The sequence below is a fragment of the Clostridium sp. genome (genome assembly GCF_051656525.1).
Classification (GTDB): Bacteria; Bacillota; Clostridia; order Clostridiales; family Clostridiaceae; genus Clostridium.
Window position 1 is genome coordinate 84,452 of sequence record NZ_JBOGCC010000093.1, and the last position, 26,337, is coordinate 110,788.

25 protein-coding genes and 3 tRNA genes are annotated in these 26,337 nt (G+C 30.8%); 22 read left to right on the forward strand and 6 right to left on the reverse strand.

Features of this window, described 5'->3' with window-relative positions:
- Positions 1-115: 115 nt before the first annotated feature.
- The 5 genes from ACRDDY_RS04020 to ACRDDY_RS04040 form a co-directional block, all read right to left on the reverse strand.
- Entirely contained in the window at positions 116-319 is a 204-nt protein-coding gene (locus ACRDDY_RS04020; protein WP_438563684.1) for a hypothetical protein, read from the reverse strand.
- Positions 319-1,170 (reverse strand): ATP-dependent Clp protease proteolytic subunit, encoded by an 852-nt coding sequence (locus ACRDDY_RS04025; RefSeq protein ID WP_438563685.1) that lies wholly within the window; start codon positions 1,168-1,170, stop codon positions 319-321. The genes ACRDDY_RS04020 and ACRDDY_RS04025 overlap by 1 nt, the downstream gene beginning before the upstream one ends.
- Positions 1,154-1,477: a hypothetical protein gene (locus ACRDDY_RS04030; protein WP_438563686.1), complete on the reverse strand. Its 324-nt coding sequence runs from the start codon at positions 1,475-1,477 to the stop codon at positions 1,154-1,156. Before ACRDDY_RS04030 ends, ACRDDY_RS04025 begins: the two co-directional genes overlap by 17 nt.
- 50 nt (positions 1,478-1,527) lie before the next feature.
- Positions 1,528-2,838 (reverse strand): PhoH family protein, encoded by a 1,311-nt coding sequence (locus ACRDDY_RS04035; protein WP_438563687.1) that lies wholly within the window; start codon positions 2,836-2,838, stop codon positions 1,528-1,530.
- Positions 2,839-3,319: 481 nt separating this feature from the next.
- Positions 3,320-3,535 carry a hypothetical protein gene (locus ACRDDY_RS04040; RefSeq protein WP_438563688.1) on the reverse strand — a complete coding sequence of 72 codons (216 nt, stop codon included), beginning with the start codon at positions 3,533-3,535 and terminating at the stop codon, positions 3,320-3,322.
- A 592-nt stretch (positions 3,536-4,127) separates the two neighbouring features.
- Here ACRDDY_RS04040 and ACRDDY_RS04045 point away from each other — a divergent pair.
- The 5 genes from ACRDDY_RS04045 (at position 4,128) to ACRDDY_RS04065 (ending at position 6,742) form a co-directional block, all read left to right on the forward strand.
- A complete protein-coding gene (locus ACRDDY_RS04045; protein ID WP_438563689.1) occupies positions 4,128-4,358 on the forward strand; it encodes a hypothetical protein in 231 nt (76 codons plus the stop codon).
- A gap of 33 nt (positions 4,359-4,391) precedes the next feature.
- Complete coding sequence (locus tag ACRDDY_RS04050) at positions 4,392-5,330, forward strand: hypothetical protein (RefSeq protein ID WP_438563690.1); 939 nt, start codon at positions 4,392-4,394, stop codon at positions 5,328-5,330.
- Positions 5,331-5,612: 282 nt separating this feature from the next.
- Positions 5,613-5,686: transfer RNA gene (locus tag ACRDDY_RS04055), tRNA-Gln, on the forward strand.
- Positions 5,687-6,160: 474 nt separating this feature from the next.
- Positions 6,161-6,241 (forward strand) — tRNA-Ser (locus ACRDDY_RS04060).
- Positions 6,242-6,666: 425 nt separating this feature from the next.
- Positions 6,667-6,742, forward strand: a tRNA-Ser gene (locus tag ACRDDY_RS04065).
- A 1,262-nt stretch (positions 6,743-8,004) separates the two neighbouring features.
- On the opposite strand, the gene ACRDDY_RS04070 is transcribed toward ACRDDY_RS04065, so the two are convergent.
- Entirely contained in the window at positions 8,005-8,184 is a 180-nt protein-coding gene (locus tag ACRDDY_RS04070; RefSeq protein ID WP_438563691.1) for a hypothetical protein, read from the reverse strand.
- A 220-nt stretch (positions 8,185-8,404) separates the two neighbouring features.
- Here ACRDDY_RS04070 and ACRDDY_RS04075 point away from each other — a divergent pair, with 220 nt between their 5' ends.
- From ACRDDY_RS04075 to ACRDDY_RS04155, 17 genes are all read left to right on the forward strand, one after another.
- The gene (locus tag ACRDDY_RS04075) at positions 8,405-9,160 is read left to right on the forward strand and encodes an antA/AntB antirepressor family protein (protein WP_438563692.1); all 756 of its coding nucleotides are present in this window, start codon (positions 8,405-8,407) and stop codon (positions 9,158-9,160) included.
- Between the two features lie 85 nt (positions 9,161-9,245).
- The gene (locus ACRDDY_RS04080) at positions 9,246-9,455 is read left to right on the forward strand and encodes a hypothetical protein (protein ID WP_438563693.1); all 210 of its coding nucleotides are present in this window, start codon (positions 9,246-9,248) and stop codon (positions 9,453-9,455) included.
- Positions 9,456-9,473: 18 nt separating this feature from the next.
- Positions 9,474-11,546 carry an anaerobic ribonucleoside-triphosphate reductase gene (nrdD, locus tag ACRDDY_RS04085; RefSeq protein ID WP_438563694.1) on the forward strand — a complete coding sequence of 691 codons (2,073 nt, stop codon included), beginning with the start codon at positions 9,474-9,476 and terminating at the stop codon, positions 11,544-11,546.
- Positions 11,547-11,596: 50 nt separating this feature from the next.
- A complete protein-coding gene (gene nrdG, locus ACRDDY_RS04090; RefSeq protein ID WP_438563695.1) occupies positions 11,597-12,064 on the forward strand; it encodes an anaerobic ribonucleoside-triphosphate reductase activating protein in 468 nt (155 codons plus the stop codon).
- Positions 12,057-13,034 carry an HNH endonuclease signature motif containing protein gene (locus ACRDDY_RS04095; RefSeq protein ID WP_438563696.1) on the forward strand — a complete coding sequence of 326 codons (978 nt, stop codon included), beginning with the start codon at positions 12,057-12,059 and terminating at the stop codon, positions 13,032-13,034. Before nrdG ends, ACRDDY_RS04095 begins: the two co-directional genes overlap by 8 nt.
- A gap of 138 nt (positions 13,035-13,172) precedes the next feature.
- A complete protein-coding gene (locus ACRDDY_RS04100) occupies positions 13,173-14,051 on the forward strand; it encodes a hypothetical protein (protein WP_438563697.1) in 879 nt (292 codons plus the stop codon).
- Positions 14,052-14,147: 96 nt separating this feature from the next.
- Positions 14,148-16,406, forward strand: coding sequence for an AAA family ATPase (locus tag ACRDDY_RS04105; protein ID WP_438563698.1), 2,259 nt, complete (start codon positions 14,148-14,150; stop codon positions 16,404-16,406).
- A gap of 2 nt (positions 16,407-16,408) precedes the next feature.
- Complete coding sequence (locus tag ACRDDY_RS04110; protein WP_438563699.1) at positions 16,409-17,122, forward strand: FAD-dependent thymidylate synthase; 714 nt, start codon at positions 16,409-16,411, stop codon at positions 17,120-17,122.
- 498 nt (positions 17,123-17,620) lie between these two features.
- Positions 17,621-18,436: a BRO-N domain-containing protein gene (locus ACRDDY_RS04115; protein WP_438563700.1), complete on the forward strand. Its 816-nt coding sequence runs from the start codon at positions 17,621-17,623 to the stop codon at positions 18,434-18,436.
- A gap of 91 nt (positions 18,437-18,527) precedes the next feature.
- A complete protein-coding gene (locus tag ACRDDY_RS04120; RefSeq protein ID WP_438563701.1) occupies positions 18,528-19,106 on the forward strand; it encodes a hypothetical protein in 579 nt (192 codons plus the stop codon).
- Entirely contained in the window at positions 19,107-19,547 is a 441-nt protein-coding gene (locus tag ACRDDY_RS04125; RefSeq protein WP_438563702.1) for a hypothetical protein, read from the forward strand.
- Positions 19,548-19,616: 69 nt separating this feature from the next.
- Positions 19,617-20,795, forward strand: a complete 1,179-nt coding sequence (locus tag ACRDDY_RS04130) for a hypothetical protein (RefSeq protein ID WP_438563703.1) — start codon at positions 19,617-19,619, stop codon at positions 20,793-20,795.
- A gap of 67 nt (positions 20,796-20,862) precedes the next feature.
- The gene (locus ACRDDY_RS04135) at positions 20,863-22,290 is read left to right on the forward strand and encodes a hypothetical protein (RefSeq protein WP_438563704.1); all 1,428 of its coding nucleotides are present in this window, start codon (positions 20,863-20,865) and stop codon (positions 22,288-22,290) included.
- A gap of 91 nt (positions 22,291-22,381) precedes the next feature.
- Positions 22,382-23,857 (forward strand): hypothetical protein, encoded by a 1,476-nt coding sequence (locus ACRDDY_RS04140; RefSeq protein ID WP_438563705.1) that lies wholly within the window; start codon positions 22,382-22,384, stop codon positions 23,855-23,857.
- A gap of 12 nt (positions 23,858-23,869) precedes the next feature.
- On the forward strand, positions 23,870-24,847 hold the full coding sequence (locus ACRDDY_RS04145) for a hypothetical protein (RefSeq protein ID WP_438563706.1): 978 nt from the start codon (positions 23,870-23,872) through the stop codon (positions 24,845-24,847).
- Between the two features lie 3 nt (positions 24,848-24,850).
- Positions 24,851-25,378, forward strand: a complete 528-nt coding sequence (locus ACRDDY_RS04150; protein WP_438563707.1) for a hypothetical protein — start codon at positions 24,851-24,853, stop codon at positions 25,376-25,378.
- Complete coding sequence (locus tag ACRDDY_RS04155) at positions 25,369-26,274, forward strand: PD-(D/E)XK nuclease family protein (protein WP_438563708.1); 906 nt, start codon at positions 25,369-25,371, stop codon at positions 26,272-26,274. Before ACRDDY_RS04150 ends, ACRDDY_RS04155 begins: the two co-directional genes overlap by 10 nt.
- Positions 26,275-26,337 lie beyond the last annotated feature (63 nt).

Below are 26,337 nucleotides of genomic sequence, written 5' to 3' on the forward strand. Positions count from 1 at the left end.
AATTTATACTACAATGAAGTATGAAAGCCATTTTAGATAATGAGAACGAATTATAGAAAATAAAAGTCGCATTTTATTCACACAAATAAAAAAGAGAGCTAAATGCTCTCTACTTCTACTTCAATATTTTAATTAAATTTTGCACTATCATCGCAATTGTACCTGTACACACAACAATATACGCTAATACAAACACAATATCCAAAACTTTATCCACTTTCTTCGGTATTTCAAATTTTACATATTTAGTAAGAACAGACCATAACACAGACATCATTACTAACATACAAGCTATCAAATATACTATTATAACAGCCATTACTCAGTCCCTCCAATCTTTTCTATATCTTCTACACAATTACAAATCTCACAATTTTCTCCACACTCGCATTTTCCTTGTTGCTCATAGAATGAAACTCCCATTTCTTCTCTATATAAATCTAATTGAGATTGTAATTCATCTTCTACTGCACAAAGTTGATTTTCAAGTAATGCAATATTTTCAGCAAAAGCCTCTGATTTAAAATACCCTCTATTTTTATACTTAACTAACAACTCTTCTAATTCATTTTTATGTAAATATAAATCTTCTCCACTTTGAACATGCTTTTTATCCTCATCATTTAATTGTAAGTTTTCAACATATTCTTTATCAAGAAACTCATTTAATCTATTTAAATTTTCTAAAACGAATTTGTTAGATTTATGATTTGGACTTGAAGTTGTATCGTACATCGCTCTTCCAGAAACTCTACAGTCAGCTAAATGCAACATTCCCATTCCACTTTCAAGTATAATTATATTTGCATATTTAATCATAAATAAAATATAAATTCCTGCACTTGCCACCATTCCATTTACTAGGAAAGTTACTTCAAAATCTTCTGGTAAATTATTAATATAATCTGCTAATGTGAATAAATAATCTACATCTCCACCATTAGATTGAAAATATAAATCTAATGCTTTGTATCCATTTTGTCTATACATTTCAATGTCATTAATCAAATTTCTTATAGAATCTCTGTTAAACTCATCATCAAAATAAAACACACCTTTTTCATTTTCTGTGAAAACTATTGGGTCAATTTTTGGTGCACCTCCAAATAAGAAATCACCATTTACTTTGCTTTTGCCATTTAACACCAAGTTATTAATATTCATTCTCATTAAACTCCTCCTCCTCATCTATGCCAAGTTCTTTGGCTAATCTTTTATTTATACTTCTAACTACACTATAACTTTCATTATATTGCATTTGTGTGAAGTTGTGTGATTCTAAAACTACCCACTCTTTTTTATTAAAATCATATTTCATAAAATTGAATTCATATCCAAGATAACTAAATCCATATCTAATTTGATTGTTATTTAAATGAAATATTATTGATTGTAGTCTTGCAATAGCACGTTCTCTATTTGTTAAATTTTTAATATCATCTTTGTTTTTATAATTTTTTAAATTTTTCCTAGACATATACACCACCACTTTTTAAAAAGATAGGGAGATTTTACTCTCCCATTTTATTATCCTAATATCTCTATTTTATCTAAAGCTTCTGCAACATTTCTACATACACTTCCTCTTTCTATTTCTGATAGAGTTAGCACACAAACACCTTCAACATTTCTCAGATACTTATTTGCTAAATATAGTCCAGATTTATCAATCGAACTCATAACATCAGTTTGTTGTGCCACATCTCCCATTATAACCATTTTTGAATTATCGGTTATACGAGTCAAACAACTACGCAGTGTTTTTAAATCAATTGACTGTGCCTCATCTAAGCAAACATACGTATCATCATAACTAGCACCAAGAATTGAATCAAGTGGTAAGAAGTCCATTTGTCCAAAAGTTTTAAACTCTTCGAATATTTTCATTCCATCTCTTCTTACTTTTTTACCATCTTTTTCAAAAGTGTGAACACCATTGCTTAAAGCTTCTAAGTTCGAAGTATAGTTTACCATAGAATATCTTAATTTGTTATCAATATCTCCAGTTAACCAACCTATTTCCTCATGTCTTGAAAGTGGAGCTTGTGATTTAGCTAATAATATTCTTGAATAATTTCTTTTGTTCACAACATGCTCTAATCCACATGCCAATCCTAAGAACGATTTTCCACAACCTTGTCTAGCTGATAACACAACAATCTTAACTTCCTTATCCATTAAAGAGTCTATTAATATTTGTTGTTCTATATTTTTATGCTTTACACCATAAGGAGAATGTGATTCTACATGATGCAATCTACCTTTTCTTATTTTTACCAATCTCTTTTTAGTTGGGTCTGATGAATTTATTAATAATAAATAATCCATACAACCAAACTCTTCAAATCTATCAAACAAGTTTAAGTTATTTAAAACTTCTCCTTTTACATAAACTTCTGTATAAGAGTTTGTTAATTTACTATAATCATCTTTTGTTTGCTGAGGAATATACTCGCAATTTTGACCATTTAATCTCATTAAGTTATAACAAGAAAAATCTGATGTGTGAGCTACATATTCGTCTTCTTTTAGTATAAAAGAATTAACAAACCAATCGTCGGCTATCTTTATTTCATTTGAACATAAAGAACAATCTTCTAATTGTGTTGTTGGATTTAATACTGTTACACCATCAAAATCATATGTGTCTTCTTTTAAACCATCTACTTCTTTTAACTTTCTATGAAACAATCTTGATTTAAAACCTACTACTCCTTCTCTACTTTTTTGGTTATCCAATTCCCTCATAACTTCGATAGGAATATATACAGTTTTACCTTTGTATTGAGACAACGAAGGATTTGTTAAAATTATATTTGTATCTAAAACATAAATCATTTATTACCTCCCAAATTTATTTTAATAAGTGTATTACTTATCTTGTGTAGATTATACCATACTTTTAATCTTTTGTCAACCATTCTGAAAACTTTATTTTTACACCATAGTTTGAAATAGATAAATTTTAAGGCCTTAGAGTATGTAACCCTAGTACTTTATCCTAAATCTTGTTGTAATCGTTTTTAGGTATTAAAAAGTGATGTAGAGGCTCATTTTTCAACCTAATTTTATGCAATCTTAACTTTTACTATCTACTCCTGTAGGTTGAGTCCTTACAAAGCTCTTAGCTATGCTAAAACCTTTTCCAGTACTCTGTTAGCTGTATTCTAAACTTGCTATATTTATATATTGATTTAGTTTTGTTTAAAACACTTAAATATAGTTAATAGTTAACAAGTCTGGTTGAAGTTCTTGTGTGGAAATAGTTTATCCCTACTGTTTCAGAAAATAAAAAATAATCTAAAACAATAGGGTTGAGTTAAAAGTCTGTACATCGTCTTTTAGCATCATAGTTAACTTCTATATTCTGTAATTCCAGAATCACATACAATCTGTCCATATGTGCTGTACCATACTGACTACTTAGTATTTTAGATACAAAAGAAGAAAATCCCAAACAGATTATCCACTCCAAGCCTTTTGAGGTAGCTTTCACCTTGCGTACATTCATAACAGCAGACGTGTTGCCTCCCATATCGCTCAACGCACAGCGACTCTAATTTAATCATCCTATTCAATTAATCATCTTTAGAAATTTTTGTTCACTTATATTGCAGTCGATTGAAGTATAATATAAAAAATATTGTTTGTCAAGTAGTTATTTTCAAAAAAATAAAAAAATGTGTTACATCCATATACACCGAGGAAGTTAGTGAAGATATGTTGAACTAGCTACCACCAAAAGTGGTTGCGTAGTGAAACATAATCTGAACAACTGAGCTGTGGATATAGGACTGTAACTTTAAAAAAGAAAAAGAAGAAAAGAAACTAACGCACACTTCCTCACAAAACAAGTTTTGTTCAGAAGCGTTTGTTGTTCGCCCAAACAAGTTTGTGCTCACATTTAGATTTGTGTTCAGATTGTTTTAAAGAGGAAAATAACAATAAATTAAATATAAAGGTGGGGGGAATTTTTAACAATTCTATATATCTATATTGGGTTGGTTTTCAAAAGAATATATAGAATGTACAAAAATTCTTTTTTTTATAAAATTTTGTAAAAATGATTGACAAATTTTAAATAATATGATAATATTTGATTATATCTTGTAAAAGGAGTGATTTAAATGGAAGATAAGTTCGAAAGTAAAACTAATAATAAAATTGAAAACGACTTGCCAACAAAAAAATTAAAACCGATATATAAAGTTGAAGTTGCATATGCTTGTTTAAAAGAAGGGTTTGTTGTAGAGGATACAAAGATTCACAACAAATTTGAAGGTAGGATTGTATTCTATTTCGAAAAAACTAAGGAATTAAAAGAGTTTGTTCATAGTAAATTCGGAATAGTTTTATAATAAAAATAAAAATATCAAAAAAGGTGGTGTCTGATGACAACAAAACAAATTTTAAAACTGACAGATATTATGTCAAGAATAAACGAATCAACAAAAGAGTTGGTTAAAGGAGGGTTTGCAGATAGAAAAACAATAAGCAGTATAAAAAGTAATCTTAGTGCTTACAAAGAATACACATCTCTAAAAGATGGAAGTGTATATTATTCGTCTGAAATAAGCATTGAAGAACAAACTGCCAATTTCTTCGCTGGATTGGGATTTAAAAACTTGTCTAATTGTGAAGTTTTACATCATAGAAAGATATTATCTGATATGCTTGGAATAAGTGCTAGCTTAGTATCTAGAAAATATGGAAAAAGTAATGACAATTTATTTCTTTATGATGAAAGCAAAGAGATAGAAATATTGAAACTATTAGATAAGTACACAAATCAAGATTCAAAAGAGTTGTTAAAAAAATTTAGTAGAATCGAAGATGGAATAGTAAAATCACATGGAACTAGAAGTTCGTTTATGGACGAAAGAAATGTTCATACATTATATAACATATATATGTGTATGTTTGATTTACTAGATGGCGATGAGATTATAATTGAAAATGATGAGAATTTTTATTCTGAAATGTATTATTTAAATTGTTCAAAAGCTATAATGCCAACCATAGAGGTTATTTCTGAAAAGTATAAACTAAAGAAAAAGTTTGTATGTAAAATGTGGTTTGTATATTTCTTAAAAGAAAAAGATGTTTGTTTTAGCCAAGAATTAGGTAAAAATGTAGCTGAATATTTTTTTAATAGTCCACTATTTTCTCATAAAAAAGAATTAAAGGTTATCCAAGATAATGACATTGAGTTTCCAAATGTTGTATATTATAAAACTAATATGCAAACAATGTCAGATGAGTGCAAGTGGTATTTCTTGGAACAGGTTAATAGTGGAAAAGTGTGCTCTAGAATTAAGAAAAGAGATTAAATTAAAAAATTTTTAAAATATTTTTCAAAAATGCTTGACAAAAAATGAAAAGTATGATATACTATGTGTATAAGTGGTTGAGAGCCATATGGCTGTGAAGATACAGCCTTCCTTTATTTTTTATGGTAATTTTAGAAAATGTTACGCCAATAACAAAACAAGTGCAATTCTTGTGATTACCACACCTCCATTCATGGATATAAAACGCTAAAAATTGCTCTAATCACTGTTCGCCAGACAAATTAGAGATAGTTGCACGTCTATATAAAATGTGCATTTTATGGTTCTTTAGCTCAGTTAGGTAGAGCGTACGCCGTTGTAGTGTAAGGTCGGAAGTTCAAATCTTTCAAGAATCTCAAAGAAACTTCTCCTGTTGGAGTTGTCGTAGAAGCACAAAGGGTGCGAATGCTACCACTGGAACAGTCTGAACAGAAATGTAAAGAACAGTGGTAATGACAGTTGTATTTACTTTTGCGAGTAAATGGATTGAGCCGACTAACACCTCTCCTTAGGAAGTGGAAAAGAAGAGTCGGCATTTAAATATACGCACATGTTCCAAGGTGGCGACGGAGTCTCCAAAACTCTGTGAGTAACGTTCGATTCGTTATGCGTATGCCAATGTTTCTAAAGTGTTATGGATTGCACGTCAAGCTACGGACTTGAAAGTTGGGGTTCGATTCCTCATAGGAACTAAAATTTAAATATTGTCGGATAGTTCAATTGGTTAGAACATCACCACAGGTGTCTGAATGTGGTTCGAGCCCACAGATGTCGTTGGTTTCGCAGACTTAGTGAAAATGCTGGCTCGATTCCAGCTCTGACATTCAAATGGTAGGTTATGCTAAATGGTAAGCAAACAGTTTGCTAAACTGTCGTCGTTAGACTTGCGAGTTCGAGCCTCGCACCTACCTAATTAATAAAATCACTGTTTCATTCGCCGAAATCGTATAACAGAATTACGCCTTCGTTGCTGTAGGTTATATTGGTGCAAATCCAATTTTTGGCAAAAATAATTAAATTAGCTAATTGTGTTTGAAATAACACTGCGAGTTTATACGTTACTACCTCTGAAAACGTAGGCCGAATAGGAAGTGTTTCTCTAGTCAGAAAAGAACGCCTATTCAACTTATGACATCTTACTAGTATGGTAGCTAGTGAAGTTCGAATCTTCAAGATGTCGAAAACTGTTGATTCTAGATATAGACACTCCCAACCAATTATAGCGAGTATAAAAGAGTGATTGGCTACTTTCCCAAGTGTTACTAGTTTTAACGCTGAAATTAAATTGGTCGCTCCTGTTTAATCGTGTTCCTCTACGAGAGTGAGGGTCTAATATGGGAGATTAATTCAATTGGAAGATTCACAAAACTAGAGCTTTTTGTGCGATGTTGGTTCGAGTCCAACATTTCCCTGTAAATTTACAGTCCTTAGCGACAAGAATAGAGCACAGAATGTAATTCGTGTAACAACGTGGACTTGTGCCAAATTAAGTAGTTCGTGGATAGCAACCTCACGAGGCCTATCCCTAAAATCCTAGTTATCTAGGTGTCACGCCAAATGGCGTTTATAACAAGCCTTTTACGTAAAGGATGTCCGAACAGTAAATCTTTACATACATGTTAATTACATTGTGTAAAGTTATTCGGAAAACAAGCTTTTGCAAAAGTATTAGCTTTGGTGTGAGCTAAATCACATCCTAAGTCGCCTACCCGTTGGGGTAACAAAGGTTGACCACGTAGTTACTTGCGTGAAAAGGAGTAAGTTAGCACTCGGACTTAGTTGTGTGGGATTCCCAATAAGACCAAAAGTATAATTCGAAAAATGGAAGTTGTAACTAAGCCATAAATCGTACTGTCGAGTGCAGAGTAACCATGCTAAAGTTGGAGTGGGAATTATCCCTTAAATAATAAAATCAAGTAAGTTGCAACTTACAGGTTTAAACTCCTTTTCTCAACTAGATGATTGAGGATAAAACATTAATGCTGAAAGAATGGGTCAGTGGTCTACTGAGACAGAAAATTAGAATCGGGAGTAACGGTTAGAATATTACTCAGATGTTAGGGTATAAAATCCCAACAAAAAAGTTTATACTGTCCGAAAATTTGCATAGACGGACTCAAAATATATCTATGTAGGTGGTTTGAGCCATGAAATCAAACTAATAGCGGTGGCATTAGCTGTACTCGTCAGCCTTAGCTAAAAGAGTCAACTGTGGTTAATAACCACACCCACCAATTTAGATTTTTAGCTGAACATAAGAGTCAGCACTGTTTCCTAATAACAGAAAAATTAGGTTAGGAATGTACAGGATTGTAAAAACGATTCTATCCGAAAGATAGACAGAGTAGCCAAGCTGTGAATTGGACAAGAAAAATTGCCTTCCATAAATGGAGTAGAGTCAAGCGACTCGAAAGGCAAAAACTGTTTAGTGCAGAAGTTCATGAGAGAACTGCACAAGCGTAGCGAACTTGTGTGACAATTAATGGAATACCCAAGCCTTATCGGGAACGAAAAATCTACGTGTCCACTGCGTTGAGTGTGGAAGTGTAATGCTGAATACGTGACATACTACGAGATGTCAGAGCCTCTTACCAAAACAGGTTTCGCCAATCATAAACCTTGCGAATGCTAAAAGATTGGTGTCCAATTGTATGTGCACTTTCAGTTGGATTAGTTAGATAATTAATTGTCTATCTAATCGTGCTGAAAAGCACACAGCTAAAGATTCTCTTCTTGGCTGTTTTCTTAGTTTTAATTCATTTTGAAGACCTCCAATCAAACAAATGAAAATTCCAGCACACATCAAATGAGGATGTGGGTTGGGTAGACTGGAATAGGGCGTAATAAAATTCATATTTTAACACCTCCCTAAATTGTTATAGAATAGAAATGTCTTTTGTAAATCCTCCTTGATTTAAATAGATTGCACTATTCCAGTTTACTCAGCTTAGGCTGAAACCTCCCCTTTTAGAGCCTGTTCCCCTACAGGCTCGTTTTTATTTATCAAAATGCTTGACATAGTATATGAAAGTATGGTATAATGTGGATATAACAAAATAAAAGGAGAGTGGTGTATGGAATTAATAACAATAAACACTAATGATAAATTTGAACAAGTTGTTAGTGGTAGAGAATTACATGAGAAATTAGAGGTAAAATCGAAGTACTTAGATTGGTTTGGAAGAATGGTTGAATATGGATTTGTGGAAGATATTGATTTTGTTGATGTAAACGAACTTGCTCAAAAAAAAGAAGGTTCGAGATTAGTAAAAAGAGAGCAGATTAATCATATTATTTCAATAGAGATGGCAAAACAGTTATGTATGTTGGCTAGAAATGAAAAAGGTATGCAATTTAGAAAGTATTTCATAGAAATAGAAAAGGCTTGGAATGACCCGACTCAAGTAATGGCTAGAGCATTACAAATTGCAAATAAGACAATTGAAGAGTGTAAAACTAATATTTCTAACTTACAATTAGAAAACAAGTCGCTTACAAAAGAAGTTGAGCATAAAGAAGATGTTATAATTGGATTAGTAACAGATATTGACCTAGCTACTAAAAGGCAAAGAATCACACAAGTTGTGAAGAATAATACTAAAAATTATAAAGACAGATACAACTTGTTGTATAAAGAATTTGAGTTGAAATATCACATGAATTTGAATAGAAGATTGGAGTCTGAAACTACATTGGCCATAAAACCTAAGATAAAAAATAAAATGGATTTTATAGACAGAGGGTTGGGTATGATTCCAGAATTATATGAGATTGCGTGTGTATTGTTTGAAACAGATATGCAAGAAATAATAAAAAGATTTGAAAGATAGATTTTTGGAATATAATCCGTCACACACGTGGCAATAAAGATTAGAAAGGAGTGGTGTGGTTTGAATCATGAAACTTAGAGGAGAAATGAAAGATTTACAAGTACATGAATACATGGAAATGTTTGAAAGATTTGTAGATTTAGGTGGAGTAATATTAAGGAATGTAGAAATATTGGCCGATGAAACTATGTTTGTATTCATTGAGGCCAGTGGAAAAAAAGAAAAGATAATGATTACCGACTATGAGAGCATACATAATGCGTGTGAGCTGTGTATGGGTTATGGTTGGATATAAAGGAGAGTGAAGTGATAATTGAATATCATAGTTACAAAAAAAGATGGAACAACAGAAAGTTTTAATAAAGATAAAATATTTACTGCGATAGATAAGAGTGCTAATAGAGTTGGTGTTCATTTATTAGATACTCAAAAGGAAGAAGTTGTTAGGAACGTTATTGGAGATATAAATGACAATGTAGTTTCTGTAGAAAAATTGCACAACTTAGTAGAAAAAGCTTTGATTTTAACAAACAAAGAAACAGCAATTTCTTATATGAATTATAGAAATTATAAAAAAGATTTCGGATACGCTTTAATGGATGATATAGAAAATCAAGTAAAAAAGACACTTAATGAAGTAGATAGAGAAAACTCCAACTCAAATACAAGATATATTTCAACCAAAAGGACTGAAGTAGCACAAATATTCGCAAAAGAAATGTATCAAAAGATGTTTTTAAACAAAGATGTTATACAGGCTATAAAAGACGGATATATTTATGTGCATGACCTTAAAGATATGCTTTTGCCACAATTTAATTGTTGTTTAAGTGATGTTGGAAATATATTAAAAGATGGATTTGAAATGGAAGATGTTCATTATAACGAACCAAAAGACATAAGAACGGCTGTTGGTCAAGTTGGAGATGTTGTAATGGTTATATCTGCACAACATTTTGGAGGTCATACCGTACCAGAAATAGATAAAGTTTTATCTCCGTATTACGAAAAAACTATTGTAAAATACGAGAATAAGTACAAAGAAATGGGAGTTGTAGATTACAAAATTTTTGCAAGAAAAGATGCTTACAACGACTTAAAACAATCGCTTCAAGGATTAGAAGTAATGTTAAACACGGTTGTTAGTGCTAGGGGTAGTTATCCATTTACAACGTTTAGTTTTGGTAACTGTGATAACGAATACGAAGCAGACGTATCTAAAGCTATTTTAGAGGTTAGAATGGAAGGACATGGAAAAAGTGGAAAGAAAAAAACTATGATATTTCCAAAGCTAGTATTTTTACACCACGAAGAAAAACATAATGGTGGATGTAAATTTGAGTGGTTATTTGATTTGTCTATAAAATGTTCATCTAAGTGTATGTACCCAGATTACATAGGAAAAGGACACAGAAGAGAAGGTAAATACGTATCACCTATGGGCTGTAGAGCGTTTTTATCGAATTATAGAGAGCCAAGCACAAACGAACTTGTGTTTACTGGAAGATTTAATATAGGTGCAAATTCATTAAATTTACCGATGATTTATATAAAAGCAAAAGAAGAAAAAAAAGATTTCTATGAAGTTTTAGAATACTATCTACAAATGATTAGAGAACTATGGATTCAAAGGTACGATTATGTTGGAAAAGCAAAGGCTTCTTCGAATCCTTTGATGTTTATTCAAGGTGGAGCTTACGGTGGAAATTTAAAGCCAGAAGACTGTATAAAACCTTTATTAAAACATGCTACTGCAAGTTTCGGAATAACTGCTCTTAATGAACTGCAAGTTTTACATAATGGGAAAAGACTTTTAGAAAACCAAGTTTTTGCAAATGAAGTTATGGATTATATAAACGAAAGAGTGTCTTTTTATAAAAAAGAAGATGGACATTTATATGCAATTTACAATGTTCCCGCTGAAAGCCTGTGTGGAACTCAAGTTAGGCAATTCAGAAATAAATACGGAGTTATAAAAGGTGTTTCTGATAAAGAATATTTCACAAACTCTAATCACATGTGGGTAGGAGAAGAAATAAATCCTTTTGAAAAACAAGATGCTGAAGAAAAGTTATTCAAAAAATCGGAAGGTGGTCATATACAATATGTTAGAATAACAAATCCTTCTAATTTTGAAGGTTTAAAACACACAATTCTAAGAGGTTTGGAGAAAGGTTTTTATCAAGGAGTAAATTTTAACGCTTGTTATTGCGAAGACTGTGGAAATACAGGAAATGATTTTGGCGAAAATTGTCCAAAGTGTGGAAGTGAAAGTATAAATGAAATAAACAGAGTTACTGGATACTTAGGTTTTAGCAGAAGACGTGGAGATAGAACTCTTAATGATGCAATGATGCACAATGTAAAAGATAGAATTTCAATGTAAAAAGAGGTAGGGTAAAACCTATCTCTTTAATTTTAATAGGAGGTTTAAAAATGAATTATATAAAAATAGATTCATGTGATTTTAATAATGGAGACGGAGCGAGAGTTACTTTGTGGGTGGCAGGATGTGATTTGAAGTGTGTAGGGTGTCATAATTATGAATCTTGGAATTTTGAAAGTGGAAAAGAATTTAAAAATGAAGATTTTTATTTGTTAAAAAAATTGCTATCTGACAAGCATATTAAAGGATTGTCTATTTTAGGTGGAGAGGCACTTCATCAAAAAAATAGAGATAAAGTGTTTGAGATATGCGAATATGTCAAAAAAAACTTTAAAAACAAAGATATTTGGGTTTGGACTGGATATACAATAGAAGAACTTGAGAAAATTCCAAATTGTGACATATTGATTGAAGGAAGGTTTGACAAAACGAAGCCAACGATTAAAAAATTTAGAGGCTCTGATAATCAAAAAATGTTTAAAGTTGTAAATTCAAAAGAGGTGGTTTTAATTGATTAATGATTTTGTAAATGGGGATAAAATAGGGTTTTCGAAATATGTTTTTTACAGAGACGGTAGTGTGTTTTCTAAAATAAAAAACGAATTTTTACTGGGAAGTATAAATTCTCACAATGGATATCGCTATGTACATCTATCGTCTGATTCAGAAAAATCAAAAGGATACAGAATGCACATATTGATATGTAGAGCTTTTAATGGAGAAAAGCCAAAACACAACTCAATTGTTGGACACTATAATAATATAAAAACAGACAATAGAGCTGAAAATTTATATTGGACAACAAATAAAGAAAATACTAGAAAATCGTGGGAAGATGGTTGTTCTGTTTCTATATTTGGAGATGAAAACAAAGATTCGGTAAAGATAAAAGTATTAGATGCAAAAACACATGAAATTGTTGGAGTTTATGGTTCTTTAAGAGAATGCGAAAGGTGTGTTGAAAACACAGATTTATCTCACATATCTAAAGTTTATAAAAGAGGAATATATAAAACTAGAAGCAAAAAATATATATACACAAAATGTACAGATGAAGAGTATTATGAAAATCTTGATAAAAAAATGGTCTTGCTAGTAGAAAATCCTAAGGTTGACAAGAGTCCAACTTTATTTAAGGTTACATTTTTAGAAACAGGGAATAGTTTTATATTCGATAATCAAACTTCTTTTTCTAAAAAATATGGAATAAAGCAAACAATGGTGTCTAATTTTATAAAAAACAACTCTGTTTACAAAGATATGAAATTTGAACTTATAGAAAAAATAGATATAAAAGAAAGTAGTTCTTACCAAAATTTCATAAATACATGCGAAGAAATAGTTGTTGAGAATATTTTTACGAAAAAGAAGATTAAATTTAAAACTGTTTTAGAATTAAAAAATTATTTTGATATAAAAGGAAATGACGTAAGAGGTTGTTATTTAAACAAAAATCATCTAATACATAGCGAATGGAAAGTTATATAAATAAAAGTTTTATTTTATGAGGGTAGAAATACCCTCTTTTTATTTCTAAAAAATTAATTTGACAAATTCGTAATTTGTGTGCTATACTTAGTTCAAGATACAAGGAATACTTGTACAAAATATAAACGGAGGTTTTGAATGAGTGCGAAGTTAAAAGAAGCAAAAGGTTTGTCTATAATAGGAGACACAACAAATGAAAAAGCTATGGAGATGATTAAAAGATTTAAGGCAATTAAGTTTGTAGATTCGGTTGGAGGGGTTAGTCATGAACAAGTAGCTGAGTTTTATGGAGTTGGAGTGGATTCAATACAAACTGGTATTTGGAAGAGAAAACAAGAGATACTGGAGGAATTAGGCTCTAGAAAATACACTCATTCAGAATTAAAGTCGAGTTGGCAAGATGCCAATGCGAAAATAAACTCACAAGGAATGGTTCTTCATTCAGCAAAATCAGTATTATTCGTAGCGTTCCAATTAACAGAGTCGGAAATAGCTAAGCAAATTGTTAAAGAGGTTTTGTCAATAGCTTTAGGTGAAAAAGAGCAGATAATAAAACCAAGTTACAAAGAGTTAAGTCCAATGCAATTATTGGCTGATAACTCGAAGTGTATGATGGATGTTTTTAACACAATAGGATTAAATATACCCAAAGAGCTTGTGTTAGCAACTACTATAAATGAAACGTCAAAGATGATTGACTACGACTTTAATGAGATTAAAAAGGTTATTTCGAAAGTAGATGAAGAGGAGTATCATACAGCTAGTAGTATCGCAAAATCGTTTGATATAAAAAGAAACAAAACAAATGAATCTTTCATATTATTAGGGTTGCAAACTAGAGGGACTACTTCTATGCAAAAATTTGTATTGACAGAATTAGGAAAGAAGTATGGGGTAGAGAGACCATTTTCAAATGGTGGTCACACTGGATATCAAATAACGTGGAAATTAGATTCTACTACAAAATATATAGATGAAAATATAACTATGCTTCCAACGGAATACTTTAATAAATAGAGAGCCATTCGGCTCTTTTTTATTTTAATAAAAATCTTGACAAAATACATAAATATATGCTACAATATAAATGTTAAATAGGAGGTGTTATAAAAAATGAGTAAATACTCAGAGGATATTAAAAAACTTAGCAAGAAAACAAAAATATCACAACAAACCTTAGATTGTATAAAAATTTTCTATTCTAAAAAAGAAGATTGGTTTGAGAAATTTTGCATGAATCCATATGAAATCATGGAAGTTACTGGATTTGGATTTAAAAGGTGTGATGAATTAGCTAATAAGATTAGATTTGACATGTATTCGAATCACAGGGTTGTTGGGTGTATAAAATATGCTATAGAATTAGTAGCAAACGGAAATACTATAGTGGAACTATCATCTGTTTTAGACGAAGCTATGAATATACTAGAAAGAAAAGATAGGACTAATATAGAAAATATTATAAAAGAAAATGAGTCTAAATGTGGATATTTGATGTACGATAAGATGTTAAAAAGGAATAATGTAAAGCCTTTTTATATTACATTGGAGTGGTGGAAGAACACAGAGCAAGGATTAGTTGAGTTGTGTAAAAGAGCAAATATGTTTGAAAATAAAAGTGAAGAAGAAATAAATAATGCTATTGATGTAGTTGAGAAAAGATTAGAATTTCCTTTAAACGAAAAGCAAAGAAAAGCATTTACAGAGATTCCTCATGGAAAAGTAAACATACTCAGTGGATTAGGTGGGTGTTGCACAAAAGACACTGAAGTTTTAACCAAGAATGGTTGGATAAAGATATCTGAATGGAATGGACAAGAAATAATGGTATCAGAAATAGATTACAATGATGTTGTGCAAAGATATAAATTTGAGATGCCATTAAAATATCATAGATACGAAAAATCAATGTTTTTTGATATAGTACTAGAATGTGGAAGCAAGATAACGGTATCAACAGAGCATAAGAATATATTGTATAAAAACGGATTGATTCTTATAAAAAGAACATTTGAAATGATAAATGAGTTAGATTTTGAAAACGATGTTATAGAGATACAAATATTCAAAAACAGAAAGAGTGGATTAGAGAAAAAGAGAGTTGTTAGTATAGAAATAAGTGAAAAAAATAAAACTGAAAAAGAAATGTTTTGTTTCACAACCACAACTGGATATTTTTTAGCTAAATATAATGGCATAGAATTTGCAACTGGAAATTCTGGTAAGTCATATACGACTAGAGCAATATTAGATGTGCTAGATGAACTAGGTGAAACATATGAGCTACTAACACCTACTGGGTGTTCGTCAAAAGTATTGTCAAATGCAACAAAAAGAGAATCGATGACTATTCATAGGAAATACTATGCCGACTACATTATGAGAGAAGAAAAAATTGACTCTGACTGGATAATAATAGACGAAGTTTCAATGTGTGCATTAGAACACTTTAGGATGATTTTTGAAATGATACACAAAGCACCTATAAAACTACTGTTCATAGGAGATATAAGCCAATTAATTCCAATCTCTGAGGGTTGTTGTTTCAGAGATATGATTAACTTAATAGAGAGTGATATGATAAATGGAAATGTAACTCACCTAATAGAAATTATGCGTTCTCAAAAAGACTCAGCAATATCACATATGTGTAAGATGTTTACAAAACATGGGGATTATGACTCTAATCAACTAGAAAAAAAGCATAAAGGTGTTGAGTTTATAAAGTTGAATAAATCAAATTTCACTGGTCAGATAGAAGATATAATTAAATCTAAAAAATTAAAATTGGATGAAACTTTTATACTATCACCTCTCAATATAAGAGAATTTGGTAACAATGTTATAAATAATCATATACAAGAAGTATTCTCAAAAGGAAATGTTATATATGAGGATAGATATAAAAAATACAAGCTTGGTGATTATTTAATGCACACAAAAAATAACTCTAGACTTGGGATATTTAATGGTGAGCGTATAAGATTGGTTGATAAATTAAAATCAGAATACAAAAATGGTAGAGAGATAAAAATGTATAGATGTCAAAAAGTTGATGAGCCAAATGTGTATATAAAATATAATGAATTCACACTAATGACTGAAACTATGTTATCGTACGCCATATCTATACATAAATCACAAGGTGCTAGTTTGAGTAATGTCATAGTTGTATTTGATTCAAGTCATAGCTTTGTATTAAGTAGAAATTCTGTGTACACAGCTATGTCTAGAGCAAGTAAAAATCTGATAGTTTTATATGATGAAGATGCTTTGCAATTCGCATCTGAAAAAAATGATGTAGAAAAAAGAAATACATTCCTAAGAGCTTTATGGGGAATAAATATGAAAAGAAGAATGGGAGGAATATAAAAATGATAAAGATAACTGATTATACAAAGAATCCAATGAATATGATGGGTAAATCTGCTGGGTATTGCTACAATACAACGAACGAGAAGTGGTTTAAAAGAATAGCTGAACAATGTTTAAAAGAGGGTCATCATAGAGTGGCTGAGTTTCCAGATATTCATTTTGAATTTAGTGAGTTTAGTGGAAAAGTTATGAGAGAAATATTCAGACACATACATTTAACTGGGCTACAGGAGTCTACTAGGTATGTTGATATGGAGGATTTTAAATATCAAACACCTCCTTCTATCTTGAAAAATAAAGAAGCCAAAGAAGTTTGGGATAAAGGTATGACTCAAATATCAAACACTGTCAAAGGAATGAAAGAGTTAGGTGTCCCTGTTGAAGATTTTTCGAATATAATCCCATTAGCTTACAACACAAAAGGTGTTATGAAGATAGGACTGAGAGAGTTAATGCACATATTTAATGTTAGAGCGTGTACTTGTGCTTACCATGAAGCTAGGAAGTTTTGTATGGAACTCAAAAAAGCTATAAAAGAAACTAAGGATGAGCAGTGGATTTGGATTGCTGAAAATTACTTAGTGCCAAAGTGTGATATAAAAATGTTCTGTGAAGAGGAAAAGAGATGGCATTTGTGCAAAAGACATCCGACTAAATCACAAGTAAAAGAATTAATAGATGAGTTTAAAACAAGCAACGATTGGAGAAAATAATCAAGAGCCTTTTGGCTCTTTTTTATTTATATAAAATAAATGTTGACATACTAAAATTGGTGTGATATACTTGGGATATCAAAATTAAATAGGAGGAGTAAAAATGAATATTGAAAAATTTGTAAAAGAGGATATGGAAATAAGGGTTGTGGAAAAAGATGGTGAATTAGAATTTTCATTAGAAGGTCTTTAGGCTTTGTAAACGAAAGATATAAATCTTTGAGATTCGATAGAATAAAGAATAACACACTAGATTCTTATAAAAAGTGTTCTAAAACACTACCACCAAGTTTGGTGGAACTAGAACCGAACATATTTGTTTGCCAATATAATATCATTAACTAGTATTAAATTGTACTAAAAATAGATACTCTTTGAAAGAGTATCTGAAAACGAAAACATATGAAACATTGTTGGATAAATTATATATAAAAGAAGCTATGTTTTATTCAATTGTGTTGAGTAGCAAATCTGATGACAAAAATAAGGAGGATTAGAATGAAGTTGATAGGTAAGGAATTTAAAAATGCAAGATTAGGTATAGAAATACATGTTTATGAAATCGAAGGTAAGGAATGGTTTATCGGTAAAGATATGGTGAAACTCTTAGGGTATTCAGAGAAAAGTAAGCCTCTTAGAAGATGGGGTGAGAGAGGTTCTATTGTTTGGGAAGAGAATAAAAACAAAATGTATGTGAAAACCATTGAAAACACTGGGATGTGTGCAGAGAGCACATCTGAAATAATTGTAAATAATAATGTAACATTTATCAACGAGTGTGGGTTATACCAATTAGTTTTTGGTAGCACCTTAGATGGAGCTAAGGAGTTCCAAAAGTGGGTATTCTCAGAAGTGCTTCCTTCTATAAGAAAAAATAACTACTATATAAATGAAGACCATATATCAGAAGAGCAATACAACAAGTTAATTACTCGAGTAAAAGAGATTTCGCAACAAAACGAGAATTTCTCTAATATCTTAATAAACAACACTAGAAAATCACAGTCGTTAAAAACTTACTTAGAACAGATGTTTCCAACTATCAAAGATGTATATACTCAATTCTTAGATAATATGAAAAAATCAAAAATGTTAGATGAAAATTACTATCCAACTAGCTTATTCTCTAAACACAATGAGATGAAGAATATATTTAAATACCATCAAACAATAGGTTTTAATAAAACAGAGACTTTTTCTTTGACAAATATTGGAATGGAGGAACTAGCCCAAAGATTGTATGTTGAAGAGGGAATGTTAAAAATTAAAAAAGAAGAGCCGAAAGATAAAGAGAAGATATTGACACTATTTTAATAGAGCCTAACGGCTCTTTTTTATTTAGAATGCTTGACAATACGCACGTTATGTGGTATAATGTATTAAGACTAAAAATAGGAGGTTTTAAATGGCTAAGAAAAACATAATGGTCAAACTCATAATTGACTCACGAGAACAAAAGACTGAATGGGTAGAATCCCAATTTAAATTTGACAAAAAATACAATTCGGAAAAAGTTATGATTAGTGGGTATGAAGTTCATACCCCTTTTAAATCTTTGGATAAAAATGGGAATAAAGTAAATACTTCAACAGGTGATGTTGGTATAATGTATTCGCTTGATAATGGAGACACGTGGAAAGAGTGTAATCTAGCTATAGAGCTAAAGAGAGATTCTGATATGAATTCTACCCTGTACTCTAGTTGGAAGCGATTTACGGCTGAATTACAGAGAGCCGAAGATAATGGATTGGATTTTTATATAGTTTATAATCAATCAACACGTGAAATGCAAGGTCATTTTGCCAAGTTGAAAGTTATGAAGAAGATTTCATTCTACGAGAATCCCGAAGCTACTTATTATGACAGATTGATAGATGTGTCAAAAAGATTCCCAGTAATCTATACTCACGAGATTCACACTGTAGTTAGAAGAATTGTTAAAAAATATATAAAAGAAAAAAGATTGCAATACGAGGAGGTTTAAATGAAGAATATAATTTTATGTATGTTTATAGACAAGGATGGAAAAATAAGACAAAGACCACATTACTTCAAACCAAACAATGTAGATTTTTGCATATCGGATTATTCACTTGGGGATATTAAAAACTCAAACAAGACTTTGTATTTAGAGTTTTTAAATATAAAAGAAGAATTAATGTGTGATACGTGTTGGACTGTAAACGAACTGGTGAGAAGATGTGATGGTGATATAAAAATATTCGCTAAATTGGAAAGTTTTTACAATGTTATGACAGAAGTACAGTTTGCTTTTAGCTCAGAATCATTCGGAGAAGATTACGATGATATGATAGATGTGAGTTTGTTCAAAGAAACAGTCAAGGGTTTTGATAAAAAAATGTTACCAGAAGCAAATGGAATAAAATTTTTTAAATATTTAAAAAAAATGGTTGACAATATTTAAAAAGTATGATATTATGTATATGTAAGCAACGAAGAGTTGTTTGAAAAAGAGAAAACAGGAGGAAGGACAATGGCAAGAAGAATACTTGGAAGCACACAATACTCTATGAAGGTTATGGTGTATGGAAAACCAGCGACAAGAAAATCGAACATAGGAGCACAGTTTGCAAGATTAAAAGGTAAAGATGGTAAGAATTTAAAAGTTCTATTGATTGACACAGAATACAAAGCTATTGAGGGATTTAACGAGAATTACTTGGTAGAACAAGGTGTTGACACAATGAATATTCTAGAGGAGAGAACTAGAAACCTTGAAAACATTCAAATACTAATTGATAGATTCACACAAGGGAAACCAATTATGAAGTCTGAGTTTAAAGATGTCGAGATTGTAGACCCTAAAACTTTTGCCAAGAAGGTGGTTCAAAAAGAGGTGTTTACAAATGAGGCTCAGTTAGATGCAGATGGAAAACCATTTGTTGCAGATGTAATCGTAATTGACTCACTATCAGTGATTTCAGACATGTATACAGAAGGTAGATTTAACATAGTCGAAAGAAGAACTAATATAAAAATTAAAAAAGAGGGTATCACTGGTGATGAAAAAGAGATGGCTCTTGAGAATATGGGTCTTCAATTATTAGATTATAGCAAACTATCAATGCAAGCTAAAAAGATGATAAGAGATTTACTAGCTGTAACAGGAAAACACGTTGTATTTGTGTGTAGAGCTAAAGATGCAAAAGAAACTGTTGAGACAATTGAAAATGGAAAGAAAAAGTTAGTTATGAAAGATTTAGGATATGATATTATAGATGCTACTTCATTCAAATTCTTAGGGTATGAAACTAATCTTAACTTACACACTAAAAAAACAGAAGATGGTGCGATTGAAATGACATTTGAAAAAGATTGTACTGGAATACATAAAGAAGGAGATAGGATTAATCACTTCGATATAATGGAGTACCAAGCTTTTATAAACAACGAATCTAAATCATCTGATTTCAAAGTTGCATCTCATAACGATAATATAGAATCTGCTTCATCGTTCACAGAAGAATCTAGTGAGGTTGATGCCAAATTCACTCTTCATAAAACGATTTTAGAAGAAGCTAAGAAAAATGTTGAGGTTGCAAACAAATTAAAGCAATTCTGTGCTGATAAAGGTATAAATGGAGCACATCTTGGAAAAGTAGAGTTATTATCAATGGATATGTTGTTACAAATGAAAGAAACTTGTTTATAAAATAAATAATGTGGGTGGTGAAACTCCACCCACACAAACTATAAAAACAATAACTTAGGAGGAATATATGTCAGAAATAGTTAAATTAAAAGGATTAGAGGTTTTAACAAAAACAAATAAGATGGTTCAAGTTTATGGAACTATTACAAATATAGAAGCAGATGTCAATAAAGTTTCTAAAAAAGAAGGTAAAAATGGAGTGCCTACTTGGGTTGGAACAATAACAACTATAACATTAAAAGTTAATGGGACAACACAGAAAATTAGAGTTATGGGATGTACGTTAGATGGAGATAAAAAAGAAACTGAGTACATTTGGAACAAAGTAAAGGCATTTGCGATTGATGGAAATGGAGATATATTAAAAGGTGATGATGGAAAAGCAATATTCTCTGAAATATTCCCAGCAAAATACAATCCAGCAACTCAAAAAATAATGGATAGAAAAACGGTTAGAGAATTTACAGGAAACGTGCTTCCAGATGGTAAAAAAGAATGCTTATATCATTTAGATGAAATAACAACTGGTAGATACGCAACTAAATTATATGAAAATAAATCTATGTTAATTGGTAAGCAAGTAATTATCAATGGAAATATGAAGTTTGAACCTAATCAAGATGCAACTAAGGTAGATTTAAATATTGATTTAAACTCAATAACAATAAGAAATGCAAACGAAAAGAGAGAGTTTAAAGAAGGGTTTAGAGTGGTAGCTCCAATTATATTACACACATCTGCTGTACTAGATGGTATGGGTGAGGTTGTAAAAGCTCAAAACGCTGGGAAAGAGATTGATGAGTTAAAGATACAAGCTTTAGCACCTGTATACCACAAGTATTTAACTCCAATGAAAAGAGATGGAAAAGAGATTAAAGGTAGAACAGTTTATGTTCCTATGCAACTTGATATAACTAATAAGAATTTCTTAGGAATGGGTAAAATTGAAGGATTCGACTTCTTCAAGAAATTAGATTTATTTAAAAAAGTAATACTTGGAGAAACACAAGGAGCGGAAGGATATATAGCAATAAACACAGACATGTCTTATAAATCTGGTGTTATCCAAAGAGATATAGATATGGAAGATTTAAAAGATGACCCAATATTTGTTGAAGAATATATTTCATATGTAAACGCCACTACTCAAGAAGAAAAAGATAGAATTAAAGCTGATACAATGTCGGCATATAAAGCTATAAACCCAACTTCTGTAAGAGGAGAATTTAAACAATCGTTAGAATTTGTATCTTATGTTGCTAACAAAGATAGTGGAAATCAATATGCTGTAATTGGAGAAGACGCTTTTGAGATTTACTCGTTAGATAAAATTAAAAAAGAAGTAGAGATTATTAAAGGTGGAGCTACACAACCAACACCTACTCCAGTAGCACAACCTAAAGTCGAAGCTGTTAATATAAGCTCAATTCCAGAGCCGTCGATGGCAAGCACAGGAATCTCAGATGATGATATGGCTGATGAGTTTCCCTTCTGATTTAGAACACAATAAACAAAAATAGAACACAGATAATAAAAAGGTAGGTATAACAACCTACCTTTCATTGTAAATAAGGGAGGATTTTAAAATGCAAAATAAAATAGATGAGATTAAAAAGATTTCGATTCAAGCAAGTCAAATGATGTTAATAGGTATGTGTGAATACATAAATTATGCAAAAGTAAAATCATATTTAGATAAAGATGATTTCCTACACGAACCATACAAAAGAGCATTCATGGCAATTCAAAATATTTATGACAATTATGCTTACAAAAACATAGATGGTGATGTTGTTGACATATATGCAAAAGAAAAAGGACTTGATGGAGATTCTATACAATTACTTAAAACTACATTATGTTTGGCAGAAAAAAGAAAGTGTCCAGATTTCGATGGTACTCTTGCTACATTTAGAAAGAATGTTGGATTTTTAAAGATGTATGATAGCATTGCTAGTTCGGGTGGATTTGATAATTATATGAGCAATTTATATGCTGAATCAAATAATGCCGAAGATGTAAAAGCTAGTTTTGATAGTGTTACAAGACAATCTTTTAGGAATTATAAAACATCATCTAAGTCTGTAGATATGGGGAGTGGGATGTTAGAATATGTTAAAACAAGAATGTTTGTTAAAGGTGAAAATACAATTGATTTTATAGGATTGCCATTAATTCAATCATACTCAAAAGGTATACATGTAGGATTGACGGGCATATGTGCGAATTCTGGACAAGGTAAAACAAGTTTGACAATACCTTTGTTTGCAATGCCAGTTCTAGAAAACTCGCCCACAGAAAAATTACTATCAATTCATAATGAACAAGAAGAAGATGAAATTAGACAGTTATATTTAATGTCTTATATAACTAGGATTGCGAAAGAGAAAAAACATAAATCAATTCACAGAGAAAATTTCAACTTTATGAATAGTGGTAAACTTGGTATTGAAGATATGAAGGCTCTTGAATATCATGCTTTAGAGTTTGAGAAAAGATATGCAGGAAGATTAAAATTTGTGTTTGTCCCAAGATTTAATGAGGATGATTTAGAGGCTCTTATATTGGAACATGAAAGATTGGGGTATAAAAATATAATACTAGATACTTTTAAAACAGAAGATTCTACAAGTGGTTGGGAAGGTATGGATAATTTATCTAAAAGAATGGATGGAATATCTAAAGATTTATCATTAAAAATAGTTTATACTGCACAATTAGCAGGTCATATGTCTTGGAGAAAATACCTAGACGTTACATGTATAGGAAAAGCTAAGTCATTAAAAGAAACAGCTACAAGTATGTACATGTTTAGAGTCTTGCATCTAGAGGAATATGATACGATAAAATGTTCGTATTGGGTTAAACAAGAAGATAATTCTATGAAATGGACAGATGGGATAGAGCTGGATAAAGAAAAAAAATACTATGCTTTTTTTAACGACAAACAAAGAAAAGGCGAATCTGGGAATGTGATAATACTACAATATGATTTAGGTTACTTGTATTTTAAAGAGGTTGGAATAACGAGGGATATAAAAAATGACAGTGGAGTAAGATAGGAGAGATTGGATATGAACTATAATGATGTAAAGTTCTTTTTATCAAGAAATATACATGTGATACAAAGTATACTAAATGAATTTGGTGCTCACAGTATATTGGTATCTCCAGACTTTAAGAGAATGCAGTTTGGATTACAAGGGAATAAAAGTGGGAGAGCACATTGTATATATATAGATGATGCTCTTACTCACTTTGATTATCCAAATGGAATAACTGAGGATTTTATAAAGCTAGTTGCGAGATTGTTAAATTGCGATGTTAAATCAGCCATAGCTTATATCCAAATCCATATGGGTAATAGCAGTTTTATAACAGAGGATAATAAGAATGAAAGAATATATGAAGACAAACCACTAACAGAATATGATGATTCTGTGTTGGACTCTTATCAAAAATGTATATCTGAATTATTTATAAAAGATGGTATTCCACCTAGTGTTCAATCAGTATTTGATATAAGATATTCTGAGAGATACAATAGAGTACTCATTCCAATTAGACAAAAAGGAAAACTAGTTGGTGTGTTTGGAAGATATAATGAAAAAGATATTACAAGTGAATATATAGCTAAATATTTGCCAACACTTGCTTATCAAAAAGGAAAAGTATTATTTCCATTTGATGTTAATAGTGATTATATTAGAGCAAGTAAAACTGTTATACTAGTTGAAAGTGAAAAAACGCCTATGCTATGTTATAAATTTGGAATAAGAAATGTATTGGCTCTTGGTGGGAATTCAATTAAAATACCTCAAATAGAATTGTTAAAAGAGTTGGGTGTTGAGAAGGTTTGCATAGCACTCGACAAGGGGTTGGAAATAGCTTATACTCAATTGATGGCTATTAGATTAAAAGATGAAGGATTCAAAGTTGGATATGTAGATGTTGAAAATATAGAATATATACAACACAAAGATTGCGTGTTTGATTTAAACAACAAAGAATTAATAATAAAAACTATAAAAGATTATACAGTGGAGGTGTAAAGAGTGAACAAGGGGATTGAACAAATTATAACGGAGTTGGTTGAGCTAGGTTTTTCAGAAAGAAAAATTATTAACCATCTAAAGAAGATTAAAGATGATATGATGCCACTTGAGAAAGAGTTGAGTGATGAGAAAAGCAAGATGTATAATGTGCTTATAAATGAAATGTTGTTTGGTGGTGTATTTGGGATTAAATCCCCATCTAAACCACTTTTAGGACTAAGAAAGATTTTAACTCAAAAGTATAAATCAGAGTATGTGTATTTTGCACTAACTAGAATATTATCTAATAACTACTTTTACAAAGAGTATTATGAAAAAACAGATGAGGAAAAAAGCAATATACTAATGTATAAAATAAAAGAAAAAAACATACAACTAAGAGATGAGTTTGTTCTTAACAATAGTGTAAAAATAAAAGAGCCAAGTGTTTCGATAGCTAATTTAGAAGAAGTTGATGATTTTGATACAACTGAAAAAGATTTAACACCAACATATTATGTAAAAGAGGGAGAACGAGAATGGATATAAAGAAATTAGAGAATTTTTACTATAAAAAATTAAGAGAGGAAAAGGCTCAGTTACTATCGTTCAGCAGTTGTAACGAGTTTAGAGATTGTCCATTTTTATGGAAACTAGGAAAGATTGATAGGTTAAAAGGTGGAGATAATATCTATACAAAAGGTGGGAGCTTAACACATGAAATGGTTGAGAATATTTATGAGTCAAATGACATTGTTGATAATAACAAACTGACAAAGATGTTTGATGAAGAGATGGGAAATATCTTCATGGAAGGATATGGATTTGCGAGTGAAAAAATTAGAGAAGGATGGATGGTTAATATGAGGAAGTATTTTGAAAACTTCCAAAAAAATAACCAAGTAATAGGTTGTGAGGTATTCTGTTCATTCCCATTTGCCACACTAGATAAAAAACTAGTAGATTTATATTTTCAAGGTTGGATAGATTGTGTTTTAGAAGATGAGAATGGAGATATTCACATAGGAGATTTTAAATCATCAACTAAATTCTCTGAGGCTGATATTAAGAAGAGTAAGGGAAAACAGTTGGTGCTTTACGCAATTGCATATGAATATATGTATGGAAAAAGACCTAAAACAATATTCTTCGACTTTATGAAATATGCAAAATTAACAGATGAAGGCAAGAGTAGAATAGTTGAAAGAAGAGATGTAGATTCATATACATATGATACTATGGAACACGCTTATGTATTTGTAGATTTGACAGATGAGATTATAGATGAAGCTAAACAATGGTTATTGCAAACATACTACGATATGCAAACTGCAAAACTAAATAATGATTTTCCACTAGGTACGGATAAACAAAATGGTAGGTCGTTCTTCTGTAATACATTGTGTGGAATGAAGAAATATAAACTTTGTGGAAATAAATATTGACAATAATATAAATGTATGATAAGATACTTGTAGAGATACAGGTATCTTATTTTTATTTAAGGA